At 69.4% G+C, this 25,353-nt stretch carries 24 protein-coding genes and 1 riboswitch; of the genes, 5 read left to right on the forward strand and 19 right to left on the reverse strand.

Annotated features, from left to right (window positions below):
• Window positions 1-105: 105 nt before the first annotated feature.
• The 8 genes from WS57_RS09825 to WS57_RS09860 all read right to left on the reverse strand — a co-directional run bounded on the left by WS57_RS09825 (window position 106) and on the right by WS57_RS09860 (window position 6,994).
• Window positions 106-1,047, reverse strand: coding sequence for a transposase (locus tag WS57_RS09825; RefSeq protein WP_059519021.1), 942 nt, complete (start codon window positions 1,045-1,047; stop codon window positions 106-108).
• Window positions 1,048-1,687: 640 nt separating this feature from the next.
• On the reverse strand, window positions 1,688-2,269 hold the full coding sequence (locus WS57_RS09830; RefSeq protein WP_069244126.1) for a DUF3501 family protein: 582 nt from the start codon (window positions 2,267-2,269) through the stop codon (window positions 1,688-1,690).
• A gap of 39 nt (window positions 2,270-2,308) precedes the next feature.
• On the reverse strand, window positions 2,309-3,646 hold the full coding sequence (locus tag WS57_RS09835; protein ID WP_069244127.1) for a heterodisulfide reductase-related iron-sulfur binding cluster: 1,338 nt from the start codon (window positions 3,644-3,646) through the stop codon (window positions 2,309-2,311).
• A 129-nt stretch (window positions 3,647-3,775) separates the two neighbouring features.
• Window positions 3,776-4,198, reverse strand: a complete 423-nt coding sequence (locus WS57_RS09840) for a rubrerythrin family protein (RefSeq protein ID WP_009694302.1) — start codon at window positions 4,196-4,198, stop codon at window positions 3,776-3,778.
• A 190-nt stretch (window positions 4,199-4,388) separates the two neighbouring features.
• Window positions 4,389-5,657 (reverse strand): RNA polymerase sigma factor, encoded by a 1,269-nt coding sequence (locus WS57_RS09845; protein WP_069244128.1) that lies wholly within the window; start codon window positions 5,655-5,657, stop codon window positions 4,389-4,391.
• Window positions 5,654-6,070 (reverse strand): VOC family protein, encoded by a 417-nt coding sequence (locus tag WS57_RS09850; protein ID WP_009688015.1) that lies wholly within the window; start codon window positions 6,068-6,070, stop codon window positions 5,654-5,656. The genes WS57_RS09845 and WS57_RS09850 overlap by 4 nt, the downstream gene beginning before the upstream one ends.
• A 26-nt stretch (window positions 6,071-6,096) precedes the next feature.
• Entirely contained in the window at window positions 6,097-6,519 is a 423-nt protein-coding gene (locus WS57_RS09855) for a YciI family protein (protein WP_069244129.1), read from the reverse strand.
• Between the two features lie 121 nt (window positions 6,520-6,640).
• Entirely contained in the window at window positions 6,641-6,994 is a 354-nt protein-coding gene (locus WS57_RS09860; RefSeq protein ID WP_009688017.1) for a YciI family protein, read from the reverse strand.
• 420 nt (window positions 6,995-7,414) lie between these two features.
• Between WS57_RS09860 and WS57_RS09865 the strand changes: the two genes are divergently transcribed.
• From WS57_RS09865 to WS57_RS09875, 3 genes are all read left to right on the forward strand, one after another.
• Complete coding sequence (locus WS57_RS09865; RefSeq protein WP_009688018.1) at window positions 7,415-7,801, forward strand: DUF883 family protein; 387 nt, start codon at window positions 7,415-7,417, stop codon at window positions 7,799-7,801.
• A 55-nt stretch (window positions 7,802-7,856) separates the two neighbouring features.
• Window positions 7,857-8,441, forward strand: coding sequence for a YSC84-related protein (locus WS57_RS09870; RefSeq protein ID WP_009688019.1), 585 nt, complete (start codon window positions 7,857-7,859; stop codon window positions 8,439-8,441).
• 234 nt (window positions 8,442-8,675) lie between these two features.
• The gene (locus tag WS57_RS09875; protein WP_009688020.1) at window positions 8,676-9,728 is read left to right on the forward strand and encodes an AI-2E family transporter; all 1,053 of its coding nucleotides are present in this window, start codon (window positions 8,676-8,678) and stop codon (window positions 9,726-9,728) included.
• Window positions 9,729-9,756: 28 nt separating this feature from the next.
• Here WS57_RS09875 and WS57_RS09880 read toward each other — a convergent pair whose 3' ends face one another.
• From WS57_RS09880 to WS57_RS09905, 6 genes are all read right to left on the reverse strand, one after another.
• Window positions 9,757-10,272 carry a thioesterase gene (locus WS57_RS09880; RefSeq protein WP_230945480.1) on the reverse strand — a complete coding sequence of 172 codons (516 nt, stop codon included), beginning with the start codon at window positions 10,270-10,272 and terminating at the stop codon, window positions 9,757-9,759.
• Between the two features lie 194 nt (window positions 10,273-10,466).
• Entirely contained in the window at window positions 10,467-11,483 is a 1,017-nt protein-coding gene (locus tag WS57_RS09885) for an NADP-dependent oxidoreductase (protein WP_059519027.1), read from the reverse strand.
• 34 nt (window positions 11,484-11,517) lie between these two features.
• The gene (locus WS57_RS09890; protein ID WP_069244130.1) at window positions 11,518-12,306 is read right to left on the reverse strand and encodes an SDR family oxidoreductase; all 789 of its coding nucleotides are present in this window, start codon (window positions 12,304-12,306) and stop codon (window positions 11,518-11,520) included.
• Window positions 12,307-12,412: 106 nt separating this feature from the next.
• A complete protein-coding gene (locus WS57_RS09895) occupies window positions 12,413-13,003 on the reverse strand; it encodes a phosphatase PAP2 family protein (protein WP_009689344.1) in 591 nt (196 codons plus the stop codon).
• A gap of 81 nt (window positions 13,004-13,084) precedes the next feature.
• Window positions 13,085-14,401 (reverse strand): Nramp family divalent metal transporter, encoded by a 1,317-nt coding sequence (locus WS57_RS09900; RefSeq protein ID WP_069244131.1) that lies wholly within the window; start codon window positions 14,399-14,401, stop codon window positions 13,085-13,087.
• A complete protein-coding gene (locus WS57_RS09905) occupies window positions 14,350-15,396 on the reverse strand; it encodes a helix-turn-helix domain-containing protein (RefSeq protein WP_069244132.1) in 1,047 nt (348 codons plus the stop codon). Before WS57_RS09905 ends, WS57_RS09900 begins: the two co-directional genes overlap by 52 nt.
• A gap of 397 nt (window positions 15,397-15,793) precedes the next feature.
• Here WS57_RS09905 and WS57_RS09910 point away from each other — a divergent pair, with 397 nt between their 5' ends.
• Complete coding sequence (locus WS57_RS09910) at window positions 15,794-16,195, forward strand: OsmC family protein (RefSeq protein ID WP_069244133.1); 402 nt, start codon at window positions 15,794-15,796, stop codon at window positions 16,193-16,195.
• 123 nt (window positions 16,196-16,318) lie between these two features.
• Here WS57_RS09910 and WS57_RS09915 read toward each other — a convergent pair whose 3' ends face one another.
• Window positions 16,319-17,200, reverse strand: a complete 882-nt coding sequence (locus WS57_RS09915; RefSeq protein ID WP_009691042.1) for a Dyp-type peroxidase — start codon at window positions 17,198-17,200, stop codon at window positions 16,319-16,321.
• Between the two features lie 498 nt (window positions 17,201-17,698).
• Here WS57_RS09915 and WS57_RS09920 point away from each other — a divergent pair, with 498 nt between their 5' ends.
• Entirely contained in the window at window positions 17,699-19,561 is a 1,863-nt protein-coding gene (locus WS57_RS09920) for an ABC transporter ATP-binding protein (RefSeq protein ID WP_069244134.1), read from the forward strand.
• Between the two features lie 186 nt (window positions 19,562-19,747).
• Here the strand turns inward: WS57_RS09920 and WS57_RS09925 are convergent, their stop codons facing one another.
• The 4 genes from WS57_RS09925 to WS57_RS09940 all read right to left on the reverse strand — a co-directional run bounded on the left by WS57_RS09925 (window position 19,748) and on the right by WS57_RS09940 (window position 25,322).
• Complete coding sequence (locus WS57_RS09925) at window positions 19,748-20,989, reverse strand: voltage-gated chloride channel family protein (protein WP_009691040.1); 1,242 nt, start codon at window positions 20,987-20,989, stop codon at window positions 19,748-19,750.
• A 77-nt stretch (window positions 20,990-21,066) separates the two neighbouring features.
• Window positions 21,067-21,171, reverse strand: a riboswitch (Fluoride riboswitch).
• A gap of 94 nt (window positions 21,172-21,265) precedes the next feature.
• Entirely contained in the window at window positions 21,266-22,288 is a 1,023-nt protein-coding gene (locus tag WS57_RS09930; RefSeq protein WP_059601168.1) for a chemotaxis response regulator protein-glutamate methylesterase, read from the reverse strand.
• Window positions 22,285-24,597 (reverse strand): hybrid sensor histidine kinase/response regulator, encoded by a 2,313-nt coding sequence (locus tag WS57_RS09935; protein WP_069244135.1) that lies wholly within the window; start codon window positions 24,595-24,597, stop codon window positions 22,285-22,287. Before WS57_RS09935 ends, WS57_RS09930 begins: the two co-directional genes overlap by 4 nt.
• Window positions 24,594-25,322 carry a chemotaxis protein CheW gene (locus tag WS57_RS09940; protein WP_069244136.1) on the reverse strand — a complete coding sequence of 243 codons (729 nt, stop codon included), beginning with the start codon at window positions 25,320-25,322 and terminating at the stop codon, window positions 24,594-24,596. Before WS57_RS09940 ends, WS57_RS09935 begins: the two co-directional genes overlap by 4 nt.
• Window positions 25,323-25,353: the final 31 nt, after the last annotated feature.

The raw sequence follows: 25,353 nt of genomic DNA on the forward strand, positions 1-25,353 counted from the left end.
CAAACGACGGGGCGCCGCATCGACCACTGCGGCGCCCCGGCCTGACCTGCATCGCACCGACGGCGGACCTCGCGAGCACGATGTCCGCGCGGCTTCGCGCGACGCTCAACCGACCCGATACGCGTACTCGCGACGCTCCGACTGCACCGGATCGTTGCGGCTCTCGGCCAGCGCACCCGCGTGGCGGTCGGCGATGAAGCGCTTGATGTCCGACTCCGCACGCGCGAGCGCGGACAGGCCGGCCAGCACTTCGCTTTGCGGCACGCGCGCCGGCTCGTCGCTCGCGCCGTGGCGATCGATCCACTGGCGCGCCCAGTCGAGCGCGTACTGCTCGGCTTCCTCGGGATCGGTAAAGCGCGGGCCGATCAGGCCCGAGCGTTCGACGCGCCGGTCGTCCTGCACGATCTCGGCCCAGGCGCGGTACATCAGGTTCTGCACCGGCTGCGCGATACCGTAGATCGTGTAGCCGCGATACTCGTCGATCTGCGGCTCGGCCGACGCGAAGCTCGCGGACGACACGCGCGCATGACGCATGCCCGCGTCCGGCGCACCGGGCACGGCGAACGACGCGCCGGACGATGCAGCCGCTTCGTCGCGGGCCGCGGCACTGCCTCGCGCGCCTTCGTCGGCCCAAACGTTTGCCTGCGCCACCGGCAATTGCCACGACTCGGGGTTTTGCCAGAACACGCCGCGCAAACGGTCGTTGTCGGGCACGGGTTCCGCGCGGCACGCGGGTGCGACCGGCGCCGGCGGCGGCGGCACATACGCAAACGTGCGGCCGCTGAACTGGGTCAGCACGTCGATCATCTTCAGCAGCGTGCCGTTCGCGAGCCACTCTTCGTAACGGCGGCGGCACGTCGGGCCGGACGGGTAACGACCCGGCAGCTTCGACCAGGCTTCGCCCGTGGTCAGGATCCAGAGCACCGCGTTGGCGACGACGCGCGGTTCCGCGCGTGGACGACCGCGGCGGTTCAGCCGGATGGGTTCATCGGCGATCAGCGGTGAAAGACGAAACCACTCTTCATCGTTAAGCTCATCGAAGAACATAGCAGATCTCTCCACGCAGCCAGGCCGGGGCTGCGATTGGCGGCGCCGTCGCGACAGGTCGCTGGGGCGGCCGGGTTGCACGTTATGGTTATCCGGTTGTGCACGCCGGCTCGACACCGCACTACCGCGGTGCCGCGATTCCCGGCAATGGCGCACAAATCACGGTCTCACTCCAATGTGGGAATTTTTGTGCACGAAGCATACCATCCCTAGGGTTTATCTCAATATGACAATGACTTAATGTTACGCACTGAAACAACCTGCCAAGGATGCGGAATCTTTTTATGCATGAATTTTTTTACGGGATGCTTATGCAGGGCGCTGCAAAGCCCCGTCCGGCGGGGCTCTGCGGGATGCCTACGAAACTTGCGGAGGGATTGTTTCGCAGTGCTCCGACCCTTACCGGTAACAAACCCGGGATTCACGGCCGAAAATCGGTAAATCCGGGAAAAATTGGTAACAAGATATTCACGAACCGGTAAATCATTCAATTGCGCGCCGTTGGAATTATCTCCGCGCACAAGTTTTTATCGGTTCCCCTGCGGGTGATGAAAGCGACGTGACGTGACGCGCACGTTGTTTCGCTGCGCGCAAGCGCGCGCAGGCAAAAATGTCGTTGCCGTCGCAAGCATGAGTGTCGTCAGCGCAGGTCGCCGGCCAGCGACGCGGTCACCTCCGCGTCGATGCGCTGCGCCGGCATCTTGTACGCCGGATGATCGCAGCCGATCGACAGCGCCGCGCCGCCCTTGAGCGCCGCACGCATCGGCGCGCTCAGCTCGAAGCGCACGAAATGCACGGCGGAGGTCTTCTCCGCGTTGTCGCGTTCGAGATCCTCGTCGGCGATCGCATGGACCGGCGCGTGACCGTCGACCTGCAGGTACACGCGATCCTCGATGCCGATCAGCCGCGCGAGCGCCGCGCGCCGTTCGGCCTCGTGTTCGTACTCGATCTGCATCGTCGCCTTCAGGTTGGTGCCGTCGGGCACCAGCGGCAGATACGCATCCAGTTCGCCTTCGATGCCCGCCTCGTCGAAGATCTTCTCGATGTGCAGCATCTCCTGGATCTGATAGCGGATCGTGGTCTCGTCCTCGAACAGGAAGCGCAGATGATTGCCGAGCGATACCGCGCGGCGGCGCTTGTACGCGACGAGCCGCGCGTGTTCGGTCTTGCGGATCTTCGCGTACGCCTCGAGCGTCAGCAGGGAGTCGCGGGTCAGCGTCATGAATGTCCTCGTCCTCGTTGGTCGGGCGGCCGCCGTGCGTCAGATGCCGTATGCGCGACGCAGCAGCGTGAGCGGATGCGCGAGCGGCGCCGACGGCAGCCCCTGCTCGTCGATGCCCTGCGCGATGTGATGGCCGGCCAGCGCGCAATCGGACGACACGAAATCGGGTTTCGGCTCGGCCATCGCCTTGAACACCGGGCCGCCGATCCGCATCGCGTCCGCGTGGAACGCCTTCTTCACGCCGAAGGTGCCCGCATGGCCCGAACAGCGCTCGACGACGTTCACGCGCGTATCGGGCACGAGCGACAGCGTGTCGGCCGTCTTGCGGCCGATGTTCTGCACGCGCGCGTGGCACGGCACGTGATACGAGACGGTGCCGAGGCCGGTCTTGAAATCGGTCTTCAGCAGTCCGTCGCGATGCCGCGCGATCACGTATTCGAACGGATCCCAGAACGCGTCGGCGACCGCGCGCACCGCTTCGTCGTCGGGGAACATCAGCGGCAGCTCGTTCTTGTACATCAGCACGCAGCTCGGGATCGCGCCGATCAGCGCATAGCCTTCGCGCGCGTAGCGCTCGAGCACCGGGATGTTGACGGCCTTCTTCGCGGCGACGCCGGCGAGGTTGCCCTGTTCGAGCAGCGGCATCCCGCAGCAGGCCTCGCGCGTCACGAGTTCGTACGGGATGTCGTTGTGCGCGAGGATCGCGAGCAGGTCGTGACCGATGCCGGGCTCGTTGAAATTCACGTAGCAGGTCGCGTAGATCGCGACGCGGCCGGGCGTGCGCTCGCCGTCGCGCGCAGCCGGCGCGGACGAGCGCTGCGCCGCGCGCCGGAACTTGCGCGGCGCGAATTCCGGCAGCCAGGCGTGACGATCGACGCCGAGCGCCGCTTCGAGCGCATGGCGCGCGGGCGGCGTGCGGTTGACCGCGTTCACCGTCTGCGTGACGACCGGAATGCCGGCGAGATGACCGAGCGCATCGGTGTTCGACAGCAGCCTGTCGCCCAGCTTCGCTTCGCCGCGCCGGTAGCGCGCGGCCTTGCCGCGCAGCATCAGGTGCGGGAAATCGACGTTCCAGGCGTGCGGCGGCACGTACGGGCATTTCGTCATGTAACAGAGGTCGCACAGATAGCACTGGTCGACCACCTTGCCGAACGCCTCCTTCGGCACTTCGGCGACGTCGCCCATCGGCGTGTCGTCGACGAGATCGAACAGCGTCGGAAACGCGCCGCACAGCGACACGCAGCGCCGGCATCCCGCGCAGATGTCGAACACGCGCGTCATCTCGGCGTCGATCTCGGCCTGGTCATAGAATGCTTCGGACTGCCAGTCGAGCGGATGCCGGGTCGGGGCTTCGAGGCTGCCTTCCTTGTGGGGCATGGGGCGCTCCATCGAGCGTGGCGCGCAGGCGCGCGAACCCGCCGCCCGCGCGGGGCGGGCAGCGATCGACGCACGGTCCGCCCGTCGCCGGGCGCGACCGCACCGGGCCGTGCAGCGGGCGGCGAACCGTCAGTCGACGAGCGCCTCGAGCGCCTTCGTGTAGCGGTTCGCGTGACTGCGCTCGGCCTTCGCGAGCGTCTCGAACCAGTTGGCGATCTCGTCGAAACCTTCGTCGCGCGCCGTCTTCGCCATGCCGGGATACATGTCGGTGTATTCGTGCGTCTCGCCGGCGATCGCCGATTCGAGATTCAGCCGCGACGAACCGAACGGCAAGCCCGTCGCCGGATCGCCGACCGTTTCGAGGTATTCGAGGTGGCCGTGCGCATGACCCGTTTCGCCTTCGGCGGTCGAGCGGAACAGCGCGGCGACGTCGTTCTGGCCTTCGACGTCCGCCTTCGACGCGAAATACAGATAGCGCCGGTTCGCCTGCGATTCGCCCGCGAATGCGGCCTTCAGGTTCTCTTCGGTTTTGCTGCCCTTGAGTTGAGCCATTTGCGCCTCCGTTCGTGTCGGCGCGGCCGCGTGTCAGACCGGGCCGATGAAGTATGTGGGGAACGATGCGTTTGCCGGGGCGCGCGCATCGTGCTCTTTAATCTAGGCGTTCGCGTTCGCATCCCCCAATAGGCATTTTCAATCCCGCCGATAGCACGAAGCCGGCGCGGGGCGCCCGGTCATGCGCCGGTCATGCGCCGGTCGCGCGCCGCAGCAGCAGTTCGCGTTCGCGCGCGTTGCGGGTCAGCTCGGCCGCGCGCCGGAACTCGGCCTTCGCCTCGTCGGCGCGGCCGAGCTTCGCGAGCAGGTCGCCGCGCACGCTCGGCAGCCAGTGATAGCGCACGAGCGCGGGATCGTCGCGCAGCGCGTCGACGAGTTCGAGCGCGGCGGCCGGCCCGAACGCCATCCCCACCGCCACCGCGCGATTCAGCTCGACGACCGGCGACGGCGCGACCTCGACGAGCGCGTCGTACAGCGCGACGATCTGCGCCCAGTCGGTTTCCGACGCGTGCCGCGCCCGCGCATGGCAGGCCGCGAGCGCAGCCTGCAGCGCATACGGCCCGCGCACGCCGCCGAGCTTCGTCGCCCGCTCGAGCGCAGCGAGGCCGCGCCGGATCAGCAGCGGATCCCAGCGGCTGCGGTCCTGGTCGAGCAGCAGCACGGGCCGCCCCTGCGCGTCGGTGCGCGCATGCATGCGCGACGCCTGCAGTTCCATCAGCGCGACGAGCCCGAGCACCTCGCTCTCGTCCGGCGCGAGTCCGGCCAGCACGCGGCCGAGCCGCAGCGCCTCGTCGCAGAGCGCCGGGCGCATCCAGTCGTCGCCCGCGGTCGCCGCGTGCCCTTCGTTGAAGATCAGGTAGATCACTTCGAGCACCGACGCGAGCCGCGCGGGCCGCGCATCGGCGGCCGGCACCTCGAACGGCACGCGCGCCGCCGCGAGCGTGCGCTTCGCGCGCACGATCCGCTGCGCGATCGTCGGCTCCGGCGTCAGGAACGCGCGCGCGATCTCGCCGGTCGTCAGCCCGCCGAGCAGCCGCAGCGTCAGCGCGACGCGCGCATCGGTCGACAGCACCGGATGGCACGACGTGAAGATCAGCCGCAGCAGGTCGTCGCCGATGTCGTCGTCGCGCGCATCGGCGAGCGCATCCGCGATATCCGGAACGACGTGCGCTTCGAGCGCATCCATTTCGTGGCCGAGCTGGCTGCGCTTCGCCGCATGCAGCGACTCCTGGCGAACGCGGTCGAGCGCGCGGCGCTTCACGGCCGTCATCAGCCATGCGGCCGGGTTGTCGGGCACGCCCTCGACGGGCCAGTGCTCGAGCGCCGCGACGAGCGTGTCCTGCGCCAGTTCCTCGGCGACGCCGACGTCGCGCACCACGCGCGCGGCGCGCGCGATGATCTTCGGCGCCTCGATCCGCCAGACCGCTTCGATCGCACGATGCGTCGCCTCATGCGTCACGACGCCTGCCCCTCGGCGGTCGCGTCCTGTTCCGCGTACATCAGCTCCCATACGTGGCCGTCCGGATCGGCGAACGCATGGCCGTACATGCCCGGATACTCCTGCGGCGGGCGCGGCGCCGTGCCGCCGGCGGCCCGCGCGGTCGCGACGGTGCGGTCTACTTCGGCGCGGCTTTCGCACGACAGGCACGGCAGGATCTGCACGTGCGTCGCCGGTTCGACGACGGTCTTGTCGGTGAAGCTCTGGAAGAACGGCCGGACCAGCAGCATCGCGAAGATCGTGTCGCTGATCCGGATGCAGGCTGCCTGGTCGTTCGTATAAGCCGGCACGACGCCGAAGCCGAGCGCCTCGTAGAAGGCCCGGGCGCGCGGCAGGTCGGCTACCGGCAGATTGATGAAGATCATTTTGTGCATGACGGTCGCTCCTGTTGGTGTCGATATCAGAGGGCGCGGTCGCGCCCGACCTGCAGTTCGCGGAACCGCTCGACCGCGTCGCTCGGCATCAGGTCGTCCAGCTCGAACAGCGGACGCACCTCGATCTCCGCCTCCATGTCGGCGCCGAACGGCGCCGGGAAGCGGCGCGTCCATTCGAGCGCCTCGTCGCGCGAGCGCACCTGGATCAGCGTATAGCCGGCGATCAGTTCCTTCGTTTCGGCGAACGGGCCGTCGATCACCGTGCCCTTGCCGCCCGAGTAGCGCACGCGCCAGCCTTCGGCGCTGGGCCGCAGGCCCGTCGCGTCGAGCAGCACGCCGGCTTTCGCCAGTTCCTCGTGGTAGTCGGTCATTGCCTCGACCAGCCGGTCGTCCGGCAACGCGCCGGATTCGCTGACGGCGTTCGCCCGGACCATGATCATGAATCGCATCGTTCGCTCCTTGTCGTCGGTGGATGCAGGCGCGCGTTCATCGGCGCCTCGTGTGCACGACGCACGGAACGCGGCCGGATCGACACGCGGCGCGGCGCATCAGGGTAAATACCTAGCCGGCCTACAGGAAGCACGGGCCGACGGCGCGAACCTCGACCGTGCACCATTGGGCGGCCGGGCACTGGCGTGCGATCTCGATCGCCTCGTCGCGCGTATCGACATCGACGATGAAAAAACCGCCGACCATCTCCTTCGCCTCCGCGAACGGGCCGTCGAGCAGGCGCGTCTCGCCGTCGCGCACCTGCACGCGCGCGCCGCGCTCGGCGCGCTCCAGCGACTCGACCGCGCGCAGCACGCCGCGCGCCTTCAGCGTCTCGGCGAATGCGACCATGCTCGCGTAGAGCGCCTGCCCTTCCTCGAGCGTGCGTTCGGCGCGCTGGCCGACCGGTTCGACTATCAACAGCATGTAGGACATGGATGTCTCCTGTAAGGACCGGCATGCCGCGCACACGACGCGCGGTGCGCGGTCCGGTCGCCGCGCGCGGCCCGCGTGCCGCGCGCGCCGGGCGACCCGGCGTCGCCCGTCGGGCACAAATTCTGCTCTGCCGCAACAGGCGTTAGTGCAATTGCATCAGCGGCTCTCCCGCAATGGCACTATTTACCTGATACCTGTAGCGACGCCATATTTACCGGACTTTCATTTCGAACGACAGCGGCCGCGCCCGACCGGGAATTTTTTTCAACCGCTGCGCAGCCCCGCCCCGCGGGGCTTTCCGGCAGGCCGGCGGACGAATTGAAAAATTGTCTCGAAACTCAATTGGGTTAGTTGAATCACATAGGTTGTTGCGATTCGTCTTATCTTCAATTTTGCCTTGAACAAAGGAGGATAAACACCATGGCGCTCACCGACTCGATCGAACACAAGCTGGACCGCGGGTTGTCCGAAGTCCGCCGCACCGGCCGGCGCGTGGGACGCTCGACGCGCTCCGCCGCCCGCGACCTGCATGCGGACGTGCAGGACGATCTGCGCGGACTGGTCGACGAACTGGAAGATCTGCTGAAGAACGACGGCGACGGCGATATCGCTGCGCTGCGCAAGCGCGTGCAGTCGCGGCTCGACGAAGCGCGCAGCGCGCTCGACTACGCATCGGGCAACGCAGCCGCCCGGCTGCGCGATTCGGCCGAACGCGTGTCGCAGGTCGTGCACGACAACCCGTGGCAGACCGCGGGCGTCGTCGCCGGCCTCGCGTTCGTTGCGGGCCTGCTCCTTGCCCGCCGTTGAAGAACGGGGCCGGCTGTCCCGTTCGTCCTCTATCCGATCACAAAGGAGAACCGCCATGCAGAAGTCCCTCGCCATGAAGGCCGCCGCCGCGGTGATGCTCGGCAGCCTCGCCCTCGCCGGCTGCACGACCACGCCGGACCGGCCCGAAAGCGCATCGGCCAGCGCCTCGAAGCGCCAGTCGATCGACGCCAACGTCAATGCGACGCTGTCGCGCCTCTATTCGACGGTACAGGGCTCGCGCGAACTCGTCGCGAAGGCGCGCGGCGTGCTCGTGTTCCCGAGCGTGCTGCAAGCCGGCTTCATCGTCGGCGGCCAGTCGGGCAACGGCGCGCTGCGCGTCGGCGGCAGCACGGTCGGCTACTACAACACGTCGTCGCTGTCGGTCGGCCTGCAGGCCGGCGCGCAGTCGAAGGCAATCGTGTTCCTGTTCATGACGCAGGACGCGCTCGACTCGTTCCGCAAGTCGGACGGCTGGTCGGCCGGCGCCGACGCGTCGGTCGCGGTCGTCAAGGTCGGCGCGAACGGCGCGGTCGACACGACCACGGCCACCGCGCCGGTCGAGGTGCTGGTCCTGACCAACGCCGGGCTGATGGGCGACCTGTCGGTGAACGGCACCAAGGTCACGAAGCTCAACATCTGACGCGAACGCCGCATCGGCATTGCGGCAACGCCGCGGCCCCGGCCGCGGCGTTTTTGTATCGGCGCGCAGCGGCGGCGCTGTCGGCGCCGTTTATGGCGGCACTTTTTGCGGGCATACTGCCGATCGGGCCGCCCTGCGCGCGTTTCGCCGCGCATCCGTGACGTTTGCGAGCCGATCGCGCACGGAGCGGCGAGATTCAATCCAACCAAGCATCAATCTGCGCGAACGCCACCCATGGATAGCGGACACGACCACCAAAAATTCTTCTACTTCCTGCTGTTCGCGGTCACCGTCGGACTCTGCGGAATCCTCGCGCCGTTCTCCGGAGCCGTGTTCTGGGGCACCATTCTCGCGATCCTGTTCCAGCCCGTGCAGCGCTGGCTCGCCGCACGCTTCGGCAAGCGCCGCAACCTGGCCGCGCTGGTCACGATGACGCTGATCATCCTGATCGTGATCCTGCCGCTGGTGTTCGTCACCGCGACGCTGGTGCAGGAAATCGCGTACGTCTACCAGGAGCTCAAGGACGCGCAGCCTAACTATTCGCAATATTTCCAGGACATCATCCACGCGCTGCCGACCTCGATCCAGCACCTGCTGCAGAAGTACGGGCTGACCAACATCCCCGGCATCCAGAAGAAGCTGACCGACGGCGCCGCGCAGATCAGCCAGTTCGCGGCGTCGCAGGCGCTCAGCATCGGCCAGAACACGTTCCAGTTCATCGTCAGCTTCGGCGTGATGCTGTACATGGTGTTCTTCCTGCTGCGCGACGGCGGCGAGATCGGCCGCCGCGTGCGCCGCGCGCTGCCGCTCGACGAAGAGCACAAGAACCTGCTGCTGGCGAAGTTCACGACGGTCGTGCGCGCCACGGTGAAAGGCAACATCGCGGTCGCGCTCGTGCAGGGTGCGCTCGGCGGCCTGATCTTCTGGATCCTCGGCATCCAGGGCGTCGTGCTGTGGGGTGCGCTGATGGCGTTCCTGTCGCTGCTGCCGGCAATCGGCGCGAGCCTCGTGTGGGTGCCGGCCGCGCTCTACTTCCTGATGACGGGCGCGGTCTGGAAATGCGTGATCCTCGTCGCGTTCTGCGTCGGCGTGATCGGCCTCGTCGACAACCTGCTGCGCCCGATCCTCGTCGGCAAGGACACGAAGATGCCCGACTGGGTCGTGCTGATCTCGACGCTCGGCGGCATGGCGCTGTTCGGCATCAACGGCTTCGTGATCGGGCCGCTGGTCGCCGCGCTGTTCATGGCGAGCTGGGACATCTACGCGCGCGCCGAACAGGGCGAATGACGCGCGGCGCGCCGGCGAACGCGGCCGGTCAAGGGTGGCGAATGCGGATCACGACCGGCTCCGGCGCGCCGGACGCCCGGCCCGCTGCGGCGAGCGTCAGCGATCCGCCGGACGGGCCAACCCGATGCACGCCGTCCGGTCGCAGCGACACGACGCGCCCGCCCGCCGCATCGCGCCACGTCGCGCGAATGCCCGATCGCTCGGGCGCGGCGAGCGGCGCGCCGTCGAGCCCGAGCAGCGCGACATGCGCGCCCGGCAAACGCCGGCCGTGCGCATCGAAATGCAGCGTCGCCGTTCTACTCCCCGACTCTTCCATGATCGCCGGCGGCGACGCGTCGAACCTCACGTCGTAGCGCTCGACGAGCGCGCCGGTAAACCGCACCACGCCGTTCGAACCGACCGTCCCGGCCGCAGCCGCGCCGGACATCGCGCAAGCGACGCCCACGCCCGCCATCGTCATCCGCAGCGCGGCGCCGATGCGCCGCGGCGCGCAATTCTCCGCGCCGCCCGCTTCCCCTTCCGTTCGCTTCTGCCTGATTCGCATGTTCCGCCTCCCTCTGCCGTGCAACCAGAAAAAAAGCGGCGTGACGCATCCGTCACACCGCTTCGTTTGCTGGCAATCACTTTAGAGAGAGACGCCGGGACAATATATGGGACAAGTCCTAAATCGCTGCTTGCTTGATCGAACTCGTATCGTTCTTCAGCTGCGCCCGCGCCGCCGGCCGAGCCGGCATACGATCAGGCATCCGGATCGACGCGCAGCACGAGCTTGCCGCGATGGTCGCCGTCGAACAGACGATTGAGCACGTCGGGCGCGTTTTCGAGACCGTCCGCGACAGTTTCCTCGGCCTTGAGCCGCCCGTCGCGCAACCAGCCCGCGAGCGTGCGCACGGCTTCGCGGCCGTTGCGGTAGTCGAGGATCAGGAAGCCGCGCATCGTCAGCCGCTTCGAGATCAGCACGCCGACGTCGTCCGCCGCGCGGCCGCTGTTGTAGTTCGAGATCACGCCGCACAGCGCGACGCGCCCGCCGATCACCATCCGCGACAGCACCGCGCGCATCACCTCGCCGCCGACGTTCTCGAAATTGACGTGCACGCCGTCCGGCGTCGCCGCCTTCAGCTGCTGGCGGAAGTCGTCGGCCTTGTAGTCGACCGCTGCGTCGAAGCCGAGCGTGTCGGTCAGGTAGCGGCACTTGTCCGGGCCGCCCGCGATGCCGACCACGCGCGCGCCGTGGATCTTGCCGATCTGCCCGGCGATCGAACCGACCGAGCCGGCCGCCGCCGACACGACCAGCGTCTCGCCCGGCTGCACCGGCGCGATTTCCGTCAACCCGTAGTACGCGGTCTGGCCGCTCATCCCGCATGCGCCGAGCAGCGTCGGCAGCGGCAGCCCCGACTCCGCGGGCAGCTTCACGAGCTGCGCGGCATGCCCGGCCGGCACCGCCGCATAGTCCTGCCAGCCGACGAGCCCCTGCACGAGATCGCCTTCGGCGAAACCGGCATGCCGCGACGCGACCACGCGCCCGATGCCGAGCGCGCGCATCACTTCGCCGATCGCGACGGGCGGCAGGTACTGCGGCACGTCGCTCATCCACACGCGGTTGGTCGGGTCCATCGACAGGTACAGCACGCGCACGAGCACTTCGCCGTCCGCGAGCGCCGGCACGGGCGTTTCGACGAGCGAGAAATGTTCGCGGCCGACGCGTCCTTCCGGGCGCGTCTTCAGCAACAGCTGGCGATTCACGGGTGTCGACACGATCTGCTCCTCCTGGTTGACCTGCGCAAGCTGTTCAGACCGCGCACATGCCGCCGTCGAGCACGAGTTCGGCGGCGGTCATGAAGCGGCTCTCGTCGGACGCGAGATAGACGGCCGCATGCGCGACGTCGTCCGGCTCGCCGAGCCGGCGCAGCGGAATGCCGCGCGCGAGCTTGCGCGCGGCGTCGCGTTCGCCGAGCGCCTGGAACAGCGGCTCGACGATGCCCGTGCGGATGAACGCCGGATGAATCGAATTGCAGCGCACGTCGAGCTCGCGCCGCGCACAGTCGATCGCGACCGACTTCGTCAGCGACGCGACCGCCGCCTTCGACGCGTTGTACGCGGTGTAGTCCGGCTCGACCTTGAACGCGGCGACCGACGAGATATTGACGATCGACGCGGGGCGGCTCGCGCTCAGGTACGGCAGCGCATGCTTGCAGCCGAGCACGATGCTCTCGACGTTGATCGCCATCACGCGCCGCCATTCGTCGAGTTCGACCTGCGCGGGTGCGGCGACCGAGCCGACGCCCGCATTGTTGACGAGCACCGACAGCCCGCCCATCGCTTCGTTCGCCTGCGCGAGCAGCGCCTGCCAGCGCGCTTCGTCGCGCACGTCCTGCACGGCGGCGAACGCGACCGTGTCCGCGCGCCCCACATTGAGCTCCTGCGCGAGCGCATCGAGCGCGGCCGCCTCGGCGATGTCGGTCAGGAACACGCGCGCGCCCTGTTCGACCATGCGGCGCGCGATCGCGCGGCCGAGGCCGCCGGCGGCGCCCGTGATGTATGCGCACTTGCCTGCGAGGCGCGGGGAAACGGCTGTCATCGAAGCTGCTCCTGTCGTGAATCGTCGTCGCGGTTCGTGGCCGCGACCGTGATGGCCGGACCGGCTGCAATGCGCGCCGCCGGCCGTCGTGGAAGAGCCGCGCCGCTCAGGCGCGGTCGGCCGGCGCCGAACGCACGAACGCGCACAGCTGCGGCGAATGCGTGTCGATCATCTGCTGGAACGGTGCACGATGCCCGTACGCGATGCCGGACACCAGAAACAGGCACACGGCCGCGAGACGCGGCGAGACCGGCGTCCTTTGCACGCGCGCGTACGCACGCAGGAACGCGAACGCGACCAGCGCGCCGAGCAGCCAGCCCGCGACGACCTCGGGAATCGTATGCGAATGATCGAAGACGCGCGCGACGGCCGTCGCCGCGCCGGCGAGCAGGCCCGCCGCGACGCCGGGCGCCTGGCCCGGACGGAACGCCTGCCACAGCATCGACAGCGCGACGGTCCACACCGACGTCGACAGCATCGTATGGCCGCTGATCACGCGGAAATCGAACGCGGGCAGCGCGACGCCGCAGCCCGCATAGAGAATCTTGGTCGCGCCGACCAGCGCCATGCCGGCCGCCAGCAGCGCGACCCAGCGCAGCGCGAGCCGCCAGTTCGACAGCGCGAGCCAGGCCGCGCACGTCAGGGCGATCGGCAAGGTCAACGCGGCATCGCCGATGTTGCTGATTTCACTCCACATAGCGCACTTCGAACCACGGCTGAAAGGCCGCAGTTTAACGCATGCGCGCGAGGCGTCTGTGTCTGCCTGTGTCAGGCTGTATCAGCCTGCGACACCGGTAATCAGCAGCAGGTTGGTGCCGGTGATGACGACGAACAGCGCCCACGCGATCGCGCGCGTGCCGCGGCCGATCGTGTGCTCGCCCATCGTCGCGCGATCGCCGACCGAGCGGATCAGCGGCCACATCGCGAACGGCAGCTGCAGGCTCAGCAGCACCTGGCTCCAGACCAGCAGCTGTCCGACCGAATTGTCGCCGAGCCACAGCACGCCGATCAGCGCGGGCACCAGCGCGAGGCCGCGCGTAATCAGCCGGCGCTGATAGCACGGGATCTTCATGTGCAGGAAGCCGTCCATGATCACCTGGCCCGCGATCGTGCCCGTCAGCGTCGAGCTCTGCCCGGACGCGAGCAGCGCGATGCCGAACAGCAGCGCAGCCGCGCCGCCCGCGATCGGCGTAATCAGCTGGTAGGCCTGCTCGATGTCGGTGACGTGGGTCTGCCCGGTCGCATGGAAGGCCGCCGCCGCGACGACCAGGATCGCCGCGTTGACGAGCATCGCGACGAACAGCGACACGACGGTGTCGACGCGTACGACGGCGAGCGTGTCGCGAATCGCGCCGCGCGCGCCGCCGACCACGCGCCGCGTCTGCACGACCGACGAATGCAGATAGAGGTTGTGCGGCATGATCGTCGCGCCGACGATGCCGAGCGCGAGCACGATCGCGTCCTTGCGGTCATGCCCCGGATCGCCGGGCACGAGCCCTCGCGCCACCGCATGCCAGTCGGGCGGCGTGATCGCGACCTGCGCGACGAAGCAGAACGCCATCGTCGCGATCAGCCCGAGCACGATCGCCTCGATCTGCCGGAAGCCCTTGCCCTGCAACCCGAGCACGATCACCGTGTCGAGCGCGGTCAGCACGATGCCCCACGCGAGCGGCACGCCGAGCAGCAGCTTGAACGCGAGCGCGCAGCCGAGCACTTCCGCGATGTCGCACGCGATGATCGACACCTCGGCCGTCACCCATTGAACCGCGCGCCCGAACGGGCCGTAGCGGTCGTAGCTGGCCTGCGCGAGATCCTTGCCGGCGACGAGGCCGAGCCGCGCGGCGAGCATCTGCAGGAAGATCGCCGCGATGCTCGAAAACGCGACGACCCACAGCAGCGCATAGCCGAACTGCGAGCCGGCCTGGATATCGGTCGCCCAGTTGCCGGGATCCATGTAGCCGATCGCGACCAGCAGGCCCGGGCCGAAGAAGCGCTTGAGCTTCAGCCAGCGCGACGCGCCGGCGTCGATCGTGATGCTGCCCTTTACTTCCGACGGACAGAACGGAGCTGTGGCGGTGGTGGGGAGGAAGCGCATGGAAGCCGGGAGTCGAAATCGCGATAGGGCGATTTTACGGGTATCCGCCCCGTTTTCTCCCGCGCGCCGCGGCGCGGCCGTTCGGCATCGTACGCGTGCGCCGCCGGCTCGCCCGCGTGGTCCAGCGCTGCGACGTCGTGGGCGAGGATCTTCTCCCGCTCGGCGACGCGAAATTCGGTCGGCGACATCAGCAGGCGCTGGCGGAACAGCTTCGCCAGCCGCTCGCCGCTGCCGAAGCCGGTGCGCCGCGCGACCTTGTCGGCCGGCAGCATCGTATGGACCAGCATGTGGCACGCGCGCTCGAGCCGCACGTGCTGTACGAACTCGGTCGGCGTCACGCCGATCTCGTTCTTGAAGCGCCGCAGGAAATTGCGCTCGCTCATCGCGACGGCCTGCGCGACATCGGCGACCGAGATGCGATTCACGCTCTGCGCGCGCAGACGCTGCGCCGCCATCCGGATCGACGGGCTCGCGCTCAGTTCGCGGAATGCCCACATCGACTGCGCATAGCGCTGCTCGACCGGCCGCAGCAGGTTGCAGGCGATCTCCTGCGCGGCGCTGTCGCCGAGGTCGACGCGGAACATGTCGAGCGCCGCGGCGAACACGTCGGTCTCGACCGCGTGCAATTCGGTCGCGGTCGCCGCGCGATGCCGTCCGGCGGGCCGCGCGGGCGTCGCCGACGCGCGCCGCGCCGCGGCGAGCGCCGGCAGGTCCATCGCATCGACGATCGAGCGCGCGTGCTCGCGCACCTCGGCCAGCCGGCGACGCAGCGCGTCGTTCCAGTTGACGGCCACCCGCTCGCCGTGCAGATGGAAGAACGCGAGCACGCGCCGGGCGTGTTCGTCGTTAAGCGCTTCGGTGGCGATCCGCACACCGGACGCCGATTGCAGCAGCCCGCCGCTTTCGGAAACGTACTTCAGTTGATAGCCCGCGCCGAACGCGTGCAGGCGATTCGCCAGATTGAAGGCCTCGCCGAGACGCGCGGCCTGGGCCAACGAAAACCCCGTGCTCAAATAGATAACGACCCACCGCTGATTTGCTGCATCCACGTGCCAAGCCCCCGCTCGTTCCGACTTCTTTTATTGCCGTCGAACTGTCTGGCTGGTATTGGATTTTGAATTCACGCGACAGGACGGCTATCTCGAAATATGAAGCGACGGCATCTTAGCCGAACGGGTTGCGCGTGGGGCGCCAGTTGGCCGACTCGGACAGCATGATGGCGGATTACTACAGGTTGTCGCGGGCCGTTGGTATGTCGCTGCTGAATATTGCGCGGCGCCGCCGCGCTGCGCGGCACATTGCATACGCGAGTTCGACCGAAACGGTATGCTGGCGACTCCGCCCGTCGCAGCCGCGCTGCGGCGCCCGCTTTCCCGCCCTCGGAGATTCGCCATGCCGTCGATCCACGCCACCGCCGTCCTCGATGCCGATGCGCCCGACTATGTCGTTCGACTGCAGGCCGGCTCGCATTCGCTGACCGGCGACGAAGCCGAGCGCGAAGGCGGCCATGATGCCGGGCCGGCGCCGTACGAGTTCGTGCTGGCCGGCCTCGCGCAATGCACGGCCGCGACGCTGCGCATGTACATGCAGCGCAAGTCGTGGCCGGCCGTGCGCATCGACGTGCGCACCGAGCTGCACGCGGATCGCGAAGGCCTGCAGTACGTGCGGCGCGTCGTCACGCTCGACGGTGCGCTCGACGACGCGCAGCGCGCCCGTCTCGCGGAAATCTGCGAGAAGACGCCCGTCACGCTGTTCATCAAGCGCGGCACGCGAATCGAGACGACGCTGGCGTGATGCGCGTCACCCGTCGCGCGGCGTGCGAAAGCAGGCGCGTGACCGGGATCGCGCGAAATGCGCAACGGGCGGACCGGCGCATCGCGCGGCCCGCCCGTTTGCGAGCGACTGCGTATCCCGCGCTTACAGCCCGAGCGCGGACAGGTCCAGCTTGCCGTCCTTCATCGGCGGACACCAGAAGTACGCACCCGTCAGCGGCCGCGTGAAGCGGAACAGGCCGTCGACGATCCCGTCGTCCGCGCCGCTCATGCGGCGCATCTGCACGTCGAACGCGCGGAACGAGTTGCCGAACGCGACGAAGTAGAGGCCCGCGCGGCGCGCGTCGGACCACGGCGACGAACGGCGCAGCATGAATGCTTCGGGCTCGAAACTTTCCTGCGCGGTGCGCTTCACGTGCGCGAACGCCGGCGCGTCGTCGAGCTCCTCGTTGTCCGACCGGCGGCGGCCGACGATGTTGTCCATGTCGGCGGACGCGATGCGCTCCATCTGGTCGAAGTCGTGCAGCCACTGCTGGACCGCGACGAAGCTCGCGCCGTCGAGCCCCGCGCCCTGCCCCGCGACGATCGCGGCGGCCACCGCGTCGTCGCCGGTCGGGTTCTCGGTGCCGTCCTCGTAGCCGGACAGGTCGCGATCGTTCGAATAGCGGAACCCGTCGACGGCGTCCTGCAGCGTGAATGCGGGCGCGAGCGCGCGTTCGATCGCCCGCGCGCGCAGCACGATCTCGCCGCGATCGTCGGCGCGCAGCCAGACCCACACGTCGGCCGGCGTCGCCGGCAGCGCGCGGTCCTTCACCGCGAACGCCGGATAGTCGGTCAGGCCCGGAATCCGACGGTCGAGGTGCAGCGCCAGCGAGTGCCCGAAACCGACGACCGTGTCGCGCCCGTCGACGATCTCGCGCAGCGCGGCCAGCGCGGCCGGCACATCGCCGCCGTTCGAAATCGTGAAGGTCAGGTATCGGGCCGCCGTGTCGATCGGAGCCAGGATGCCTTGCTGAACGTCGCTCATCGTTTCCTCAGGAATGGTTCGTGGTGAATCCGCGGGGGGCGGCGCGCCGGGCCGCCCGGCACGCAGCGCAAGCCGAAACGCAAGCGCCGCGCACGCCGGCCGGTGTGCACCGCCGCACCGCGTCAGGCCCGCGCAAGAAGGGCCGAAACCCTGAATACTAACCGTATCGACGCCGCAACGCCGCATTCGTCGGACGTTGCGGCGGATCGGACACTGCTGATAGAATCCTTGCACGTCTTTTCGACGTCCTTTCAACCGTTCACTTCAGGGAGGTGCAGATGTTCCGAATGCCAGCAGCCTTCCCGAACGTGGTCCCACGGCACAGCTGATCCAGCCTGCCGTCTGCGCCGGCTCCCGGATGTTTCGATAATCCGCCGGCCCGCGCATTTTCCCGACAGCCCGTTTTCGTTCCGCCGCGCGGCATCCGTGCGGCCCCGGCTGTTGCGTTTGTTCTCCGAACCGGAAAGTCCCGTCGCGCGATGCGCCGGGCAACGATACATGACCCAGAAAACCACCCGTCCGGGCGGCCAGGCATTCCGTGCCGTCTTCGGCTTCACGTTCCGCTACTGGCGCAAGCAGCCGCTGCGCATCGTCACGGTCGCGTCGTTCGCGCTGCTCGCCGCCGTCGCCGACGTGCTCACGCCGCTGTTCGCCGGCCGCCTCGTCGACGCGCTGTCGAGCGGCGTGGCCGAGCGCGCCGCCGCATGGCATGCGGCGATCGTCGCATTCGGCACGCTGGCCGCGCTCGGCATCGGCGCGACGCTGCTGCGGCAAGGCGTCTACCTGAACATCATCACGCTCACGCTGAAGATGATGAGCGAGATCGCCGCCGCGTCGTTCCACCGCGTGCAGCGCTTCTCGACCGACTGGCACGCGAACAGCTTCGCGGGCTCGACCGTGCGCAAGATCACGCGCGGGATCTGGGCGCTCGACCTGCTGAACGACACGGTGCTGATCGCGCTGCTGCCGTCGGTGACGATGCTGCTCGGCGCGACCGTGCTGCTCGGCACGCACTGGCCGGTGATGGGGCTCGTCGTCGGCGCGGGCTCGCTGCTGTACATCTCGGTGACGGTCGCCGTGTCGCTCGGCATCGTCGCGCCGGCCGCGCGGCTCGGCAATCTGTGGGACACGCGGATGGGCGGCGCGCTCGCGGACGCGGTGAGCTGCAACGCGGTCGTCAAGGCGTTCGGCGCGGAAACGCGCGAGGAAGCGCGGCTGTCGCGCGTGATCGGCAAGTGGCGGCAGCGCACGCGCCGCACCTGGGTGCGCGGCACGCTCAACGGCGGGCTGCAGGGCGCGATGCTGGTCGCGATGCAGGCGGCGATGATCGGCGTCGCGCTGCGGCTGTGGGCGAACGACGAGGCGAGCGTCGGCGACATCGCGTTCTCGCTGACGATGTTCTTCATGCTGCAGGGCTATCTGCGCGACGTCGGGATGCATATCCGCAACCTGCAGCGCTCGGTCAACGACATGGAGGAACTCGTCGCGCTCGAGCGCCAGCCGCTCGGCATCGAGGATCGCCCGGGCGCGCCCGCGATCCGCATCGGCGAAGGCGAGATCCGCTTCGAGCACGTGACGTTCCGCTACGGCAACCATCCGGTGCCGCTGTACGACGACTTCTCGATGCGCATCGCGCCGGGCGAGCGCGTGGGCCTCGTCGGCCATTCGGGCTCCGGCAAGACCACGTTCATCAAGCTGATCCAGCGCCTGTACGACGTGTCGGGCGGCCGCATCACGATCGACGGGCAGGACATCGCGCGGGTGCGGCAGGATTCGCTGCGCAGCCAGATCGCGATCGTCCAGCAGGAGCCCGTGCTGTTCCATCGCACGCTCGCGGAGAACATCGCGTATGCGCGTCCGGATGCGAGCCGCGCCGACATCGAGCGCGCCGCGCGGCTCGCCAGCGCGCACGACTTCATCGCGGCGCTGCCGGACGGTTACGACACGCTGGTCGGCGAGCGCGGGATCAAGCTGTCGGGCGGCGAACGCCAGCGCGTCGCGATCGCGCGCGCGTTCCTCGCCGACGCGCCGATCCTGATCCTCGACGAAGCGACGTCGAGCCTCGACAGCGAAAGCGAGGTGCTGATCCAGCAGGCGATGGAGCGGCTGATGGTCGGGCGCACGACGCTGGTGGTCGCCCATCGGCTGTCGACCGTGCGCGCGCTCGATCGCCTGCTGGTGCTCGATCGCGGCAAGGTGATCGAGGAAGGCAACCACGATGCGCTGATCCGGATCGACGGCGGCGTGTACCGGCGCCTGTTCGAGCGGCAGGCGCTGGAGCTGGCGAAGGGGCTGATCGACACGCCGCGCCGCACCGCCGACGACTCGGCCGGGCCGCTCGGCGAGCCGGCGCAAGCGTGACGACGGACGGCCCGGCGGTAGCGTTTCGGCCGCCGACGCCGGCCGGATCGTCGTCGGGATCGGGGCCGTGCCGGGAGCACGGCCTTTTTTCGTCTGCCGGCCACGGCGGTGCACCGGCGAGCCGGGAAGCCTCCGCCAAGCAACCGGACGGCCGCGCCGGATCGCGCGCGGGCGCCGCCCGCCCGGTCACTCCGTCTCCACCCGCGCGCCCTTGCCCACCGCCACCCGCTGCGCGCGATAGATCCCCGCGTGCCCGGAAAACAGATAGGCGACCACGCACGCGACGATCGCGTACACGCCGATATCCGCGCCGAACAATTCGATCGCCATGATCGTCGATGCGATCGGTGTATTGGCCGCGCCCGCGAATACCGCGACGAAGCCGAGCCCGGCGAGCACGGGCACCGGCAGCGCGAGCACCTGGCCGAGCGCGTTGCCGAGCGTCGCGCCGATATAGAACAGCGGCGTCACCTCGCCGCCCTTGAACCCCGACGCCAGCGTGACCACCGTAAACGCGAACTTGCCCGCGAAGTCGTAAGCCGGCAGCGGCCCGTGGAACGCCGCCTCGATCGTCGGCACGCCGAGGCCGAGATACTGCGGCACGTTCAGCGCGGTGGCGGCCGCCGCGACCAGTGCGCCCCCGAGCACCGGCTGCAGCGGCGCATAGCGGATCGCGCGCCGGAACCACGCGGTCAGCGCATGCGTCGCATGCGCGAACAGCCGGCCGACCACGCCGAATGCGATCCCCGCGACGACGGTTGCCGCCAGCCCCGTCGCCGACACGGCCGGCACGAACGGAATGGCATACGCGGTGTGGTGCACACCCCACGCGCGGCACACGACGTCGGCGACGATCGCCGACGCGACGCAGGTCAGCAGCGCGTCGTAGCGCACGCGTCCGATCGCAAGCACCTCGAGCCCGAACACCGCGCCGGCGAGCGGCGTGCCGAACACCGACGCGAAACCGGCCGCGATCCCGCCCATCAGCAGCACGCGCCGATGTTCGCGATCGAGGCGAAACACGTGCGTGACGCGGTCGGCCAGCGCGCCGCCCATCTGCACGGCCGTGCCCTCGCGCCCGGCCGACCCGCCGAACAGATGCGTGACGACGGTCGCGACCAGCACGAGCGGCGCCATCCGCTTCGGCACCAGTGCCTTCGGGTCGTGGATCTCGTCGATCAGCAGGTTGTTGCCGCGCGCGACCGACTGGCCGAAACGATGGTAGACCCAGCCGGTTGCGAAACCGGCTGCGGGCAGCCCCCACAGCAGCCAGGGATGCGCGACGCGTGTGCCGGTCGCGCAATCGAGCGCGATCAGGAACAGCGCGGAAGCCGTGCCGGCCAGCGCGCCGAGCAGGACCGACAGTGCGAGCCAGCGGCACACGTAGCGCACGGTCGCGAGAAGATCCGCAGAAGTGGTGAAAAACATGATTTCCAGATTCGACAGAGCATCAAACCCGGGCGGCAGAACGCCGCATGGACGGCCTGCGACCTCCTGTCACCCAGGAACACGCAGGCATCATCAGCCGGACGCACCGGCGGTTGAGGGTCCGGGCCGCGCGCCACGCGCCGCCGGCGACCGCAGGGAGGCATGCCATCTCCGCAGCCGACGATTGTACGCGACGCCGCGCAGCGCGGGCAATGCGCGGGCCCGTGCACCGGCCCCTGCCGACGGCCGGCGCATGCCCGCGGTCGGCGGCGGGCTCTAGCCGCGCGACGCGCAGCGCGTCACGCGCGAAATCAGCTGAGGCGCGATCCGGTCGAGCGGCAGGATCGCCGACGCCGCGCCGATCGCGGCAGCCGCCTTCGGCATCCCGTAGACGGCGCTGGTCGCCTCGTCCTGCGCGATCGTGTAGCAGCCCTTCGCGCGCATCGCCTTCAGCCCGAGCGCGCCGTCGCGCCCCATGCCGGTCAGCAGCACGCCGAGCGCATCGCCCTGCCAGCCGTCGGCGACGCTGTTGAAGAACACGTCGATCGACGGCCGGTACGGCGTGTCGGCCGGATGGCGCGTATAGCCGAGCACGCCGCGCGGCGACAGGTACAGGTGGTCGTTGGTCGCCGCGAGCAGCACCTCCCCCGCGCACGGCACGTTGCCCTGCCGCGCGACGCGCACCGGCAGCCGCGTATAGCCGTCGAGCCACTCGGCCATGCCGAGCGCGAACGCCTGGTCGACGTGCTGGACGATCACGATCGCGGCCGGGAAATCGGCCGGCAGCACGCGCAGCAGCGCGGTCAGCGCGGTCGGGCCGCCGGCGGACGCGCCGATCGCGACGAGCGTCGGCTGGCCCGGCGCAGGCGCCGGCCCGGGCGGCACGAGGGCCGCCGTACGGCTTTCGAGCAGGCGACCGATCTGGTCGATCTTCGCGAGCAGCGGCTGCGGCGACGCATCGCTCGCGAGGCCGAGCGCGAGCGTCGGCGTATCGACCGCGTCGAGCGCGCCCGCGCCCATCGCCTCGTACACCGACGACGTGTTCGCGCTGACGCTCGCGGTCACGATCAGGATCGCGCACGGCGCACGCGCCATGATCGCGCGCGTCGCGGCCACGCCGTCGACCTTCGGCATCACGAGATCCATCAGCACGAGGTCCGGCGGATGCGCGACGCAGAAATCCACGGCCTCGTCGCCGTCGGTCGCCACCCACAGCACGCGATGGTCGGGCCGCAGCGCGATCACGCGCCGCAGCGCCTCGACCGCCAGCGGCAGATCGTTGACGATGCCGATGTTCATCCGCGCGCGTCTCCGATCAGGTCGTGCACCGCGTCGAGCAGCGCCTCGTCGTGGAAGCTGCTCTTCGCGAGGTAGTAGTCGGCGCCGGCGTCGAGCCCGCGGCGGCGATCCTCGTCGCGGTCCTTGTACGACACGATCATCACCGGCACGCGCTGCAGCATCGGATCGTTCTTGATCAGCGTGACGAGCTCGATGCCGTCCATGCGCGGCATGTCGACGTCGGTGACGACGAGGTCGAACGCCTCGCTGCGCACCGCGTTCCAGCCGTCCATCCCGTCGACCGCGACGGTCACGTCGTAGCCGCGCTTTTCCAGCAGCTTGCGCTCGAGTTCGCGCACCGTCAGCGAATCGTCGACGACCAGCACGCGGCGGCGGCGGTCGGCCAGCGCGAGCTGCGGGTTGTGCGTCAGCTTCGCGAGCTGGCCGCCGCGCACCAGCTTGTCGACCGAGCGGATCAGGTCCTCGACGTCGACGATCAGCACCGGATCGCCGTTTTCGAGCAGCGCGCCGGCCGCGATGTTCTGGATCTTGTGCAGGCGGCTGTCGAGCGGCTGCACGACCAGCATCCGTTCGCCGAGGAACCGGTCGACCGCGACGCCGTACAGCTCGGGCTCGCCGCCGACCACCACGACCGCCGTGCTCGCGCGCGCCGCATCGGGCTCGCCCGCGTCGAGCAGCTGGTGCGCGGCGACGAGGCCCGCACGCCGGCCGTCGAACGGAAAATGCGGCTGCCCTTCGAGCACGTCGATGTCGTCGAGCGCGAGTTCGAGCGTGCGACGCACGTGCGCGAGCGGAAACGCATACGGCTCGCCGCCGACCTCGACCAGCAGGCTGCGGATCACCGACAGCGTGAGCGGCAGCTGCAGCACGAAGCGCATCCCCGCGCCCGGCTCGTTGAAGATCCGCACCGCGCCGCGCACGCCGCGCACCATCTCCTGTACGGCGTCGAGGCCGACGCCGCGGCCCGACACGTCGGTGACCGCGTCGCGCATCGAGAAGCCCGGCAGCAGCAGGAATTCGAGCAGTTCCGGATCGGACAGCCGCGCGGCCGTCTCGTCGTCGGTCAGCCGCTGGCGCACGACGGCCGCGCGCAGCGCGTCCATGTCGACGCCCGGGCCGTCGTCGATCACGCTGACCAGCAGCGAGCCCGCGCTGTGACGCGCTTCCAGCGTGACGCTCGCCTCGACCGGCTTGCCGCGCGCGCGCCGCGCGTCGGGCGAATCGACGCCGTGATCGATCGCGTTGCGCAGCAGATGGCCGAGCGGCGCGTCGAGCAGGTCGAGGATGTCGCGGTCGACCTGCGTGCCCTCGCCGACGATCGAGAAGCGCACCTGCTTGCCGAGCGAGCGCGCGAGGTCGCGCACGATGCGCGGATACGCGCGCGTCGCATCGCCGAACGGCCGCATCCGGCATTGCAGCGCCTCGTCGTACAGTTGCTCGGCGATATGCGTGCTGCGCCGCTCGAAGCGGTCGAACTCGTCCATCCGCTCGGCGAACGAGCGCTGCAGGTCGTTCAGCATGTGCCGCACTTCGTTCATCGACGCGAGCACGCCCGCGTCGAGATCGTCGGTGAACTGCTCGCAGACCAGGTCCAGCGCGCGCGCGGCGTCGCGCTGCGCGCGCTTCACGCGCAGCATCGATTCGGCGAACGGCTTGAGCCAGCGCGATTCGACCAGCGATTCGCCGGACAGGCTCAGCAGCCGGTTCAGCGTATCCGCACGCACGCGGCGCATCGCGCCCGCACCGGCCGCACGGCCGGCCTGGACCGGATCGGGCAGCGCGCCCGACACGGCCAGCGGCGGCATCGGCGCGCCGGCGCCGACGGACTCGTTCGCGGCGCTCTCGTGCTCGCGGTACGGCACGACGGGCGGCGGCTGCGGCGACGGCGGCACGGCCGCCGGCAGCTGCATCGTCTGCGCGCCGTCCGCCCCCTTCAGCGCGGCCGCGAACGCGTCGATCTCGCCCGGCGACACGGGCTGCGCCTGCGGATCGGCCACCCGCACCAGCAGGTCGACGCCGGCCAGCAGCACGTCGACGTGCGCGGCCGTCAGCGCGATCGTGCCGGCCTGCGCGGCGACGAAGCACTCCTCCATGCGCCCGGCGATATCGACGCCGAGCGGCACGCCGACGATGCGCGCGGCGCCCTTCAGCGAATGCGCGGCGCGCATGCAGGCTTCCAGCGCGACGGAATCGGGTTCGCCCGATTCGAGCGCGAGCAGGCGCTCGGACAGCGCCTGCGTCTGCGTGCGCGTTTCCTCGCGATACAGTTCGAGCAGCGACAGGTGGCTCAGGTCGTCATCGCCGCTCATCGCATGCTCCGTGTCACCGCGTCGAACAGGCGGTCGTCGTCCAGCAGGCCCACCGACTTGCCGCGCCACGACAGCACGCCGCGCGACAGGCCCGCGCTCGCGCGCCCGACCGTCGCGGGCACCGGCACCCAGTCGGAGGCGCCGAAGCGCAGCACGCCCTCGACTTCGTCGACCGGGAACACGACCGGCTCGCCGTGATGCGCGGCGACCAGCAGCCGCGTGAAACGACCGTCGTCGCGGCCGCTCGCGCCGCCGTCAACTCTGCCGCCGTTACCGCCGGCGTCGAGGCCGAGCAGCGCGCCGATCGAGATCGCGATGCGCAGCGTGCCGCGAATATTGACCACGCCGCGCACGGCCGAATGACGGCGATGCGGCAGCGAGTGAATGGGGCGCGTGCCGGCGATCTCGCGCAGCACGCCAATCGGCAGCGCGAGCCATTCGTCGGCGACGCGAAACGCCAGCGCCGCATGGCGCGCCTCGCCGTCGGCCGCGTGCGCATGCGCCGTGTCGAAGCCGCTCATGCGGCGCGCGGCTTCGGCCATCTCGGCGGCGTCGAGCGGCCGTTCGAGCAGCCTGGCCGCGTGATCCGCATAGACCGGGCAATTCAGGCAGCGCAGGCAATCGTCCAGCCGCTCGCACGAACGGTCGCCGCGCGTGCCGATGCGGTTCCAGCAATCGTCGACGTCGATCGTAGTATCGTCAGGCGCAACGGCGTCGCGGTTCATGTGTTCCTCTGGTCATCCGGTGTTGGCCCCC

The sequence above is a fragment of the Burkholderia pseudomultivorans genome (assembly GCF_001718415.1).
In the GTDB taxonomy this organism is placed as follows: Bacteria; Pseudomonadota; Gammaproteobacteria; order Burkholderiales; family Burkholderiaceae; genus Burkholderia; species Burkholderia pseudomultivorans_A.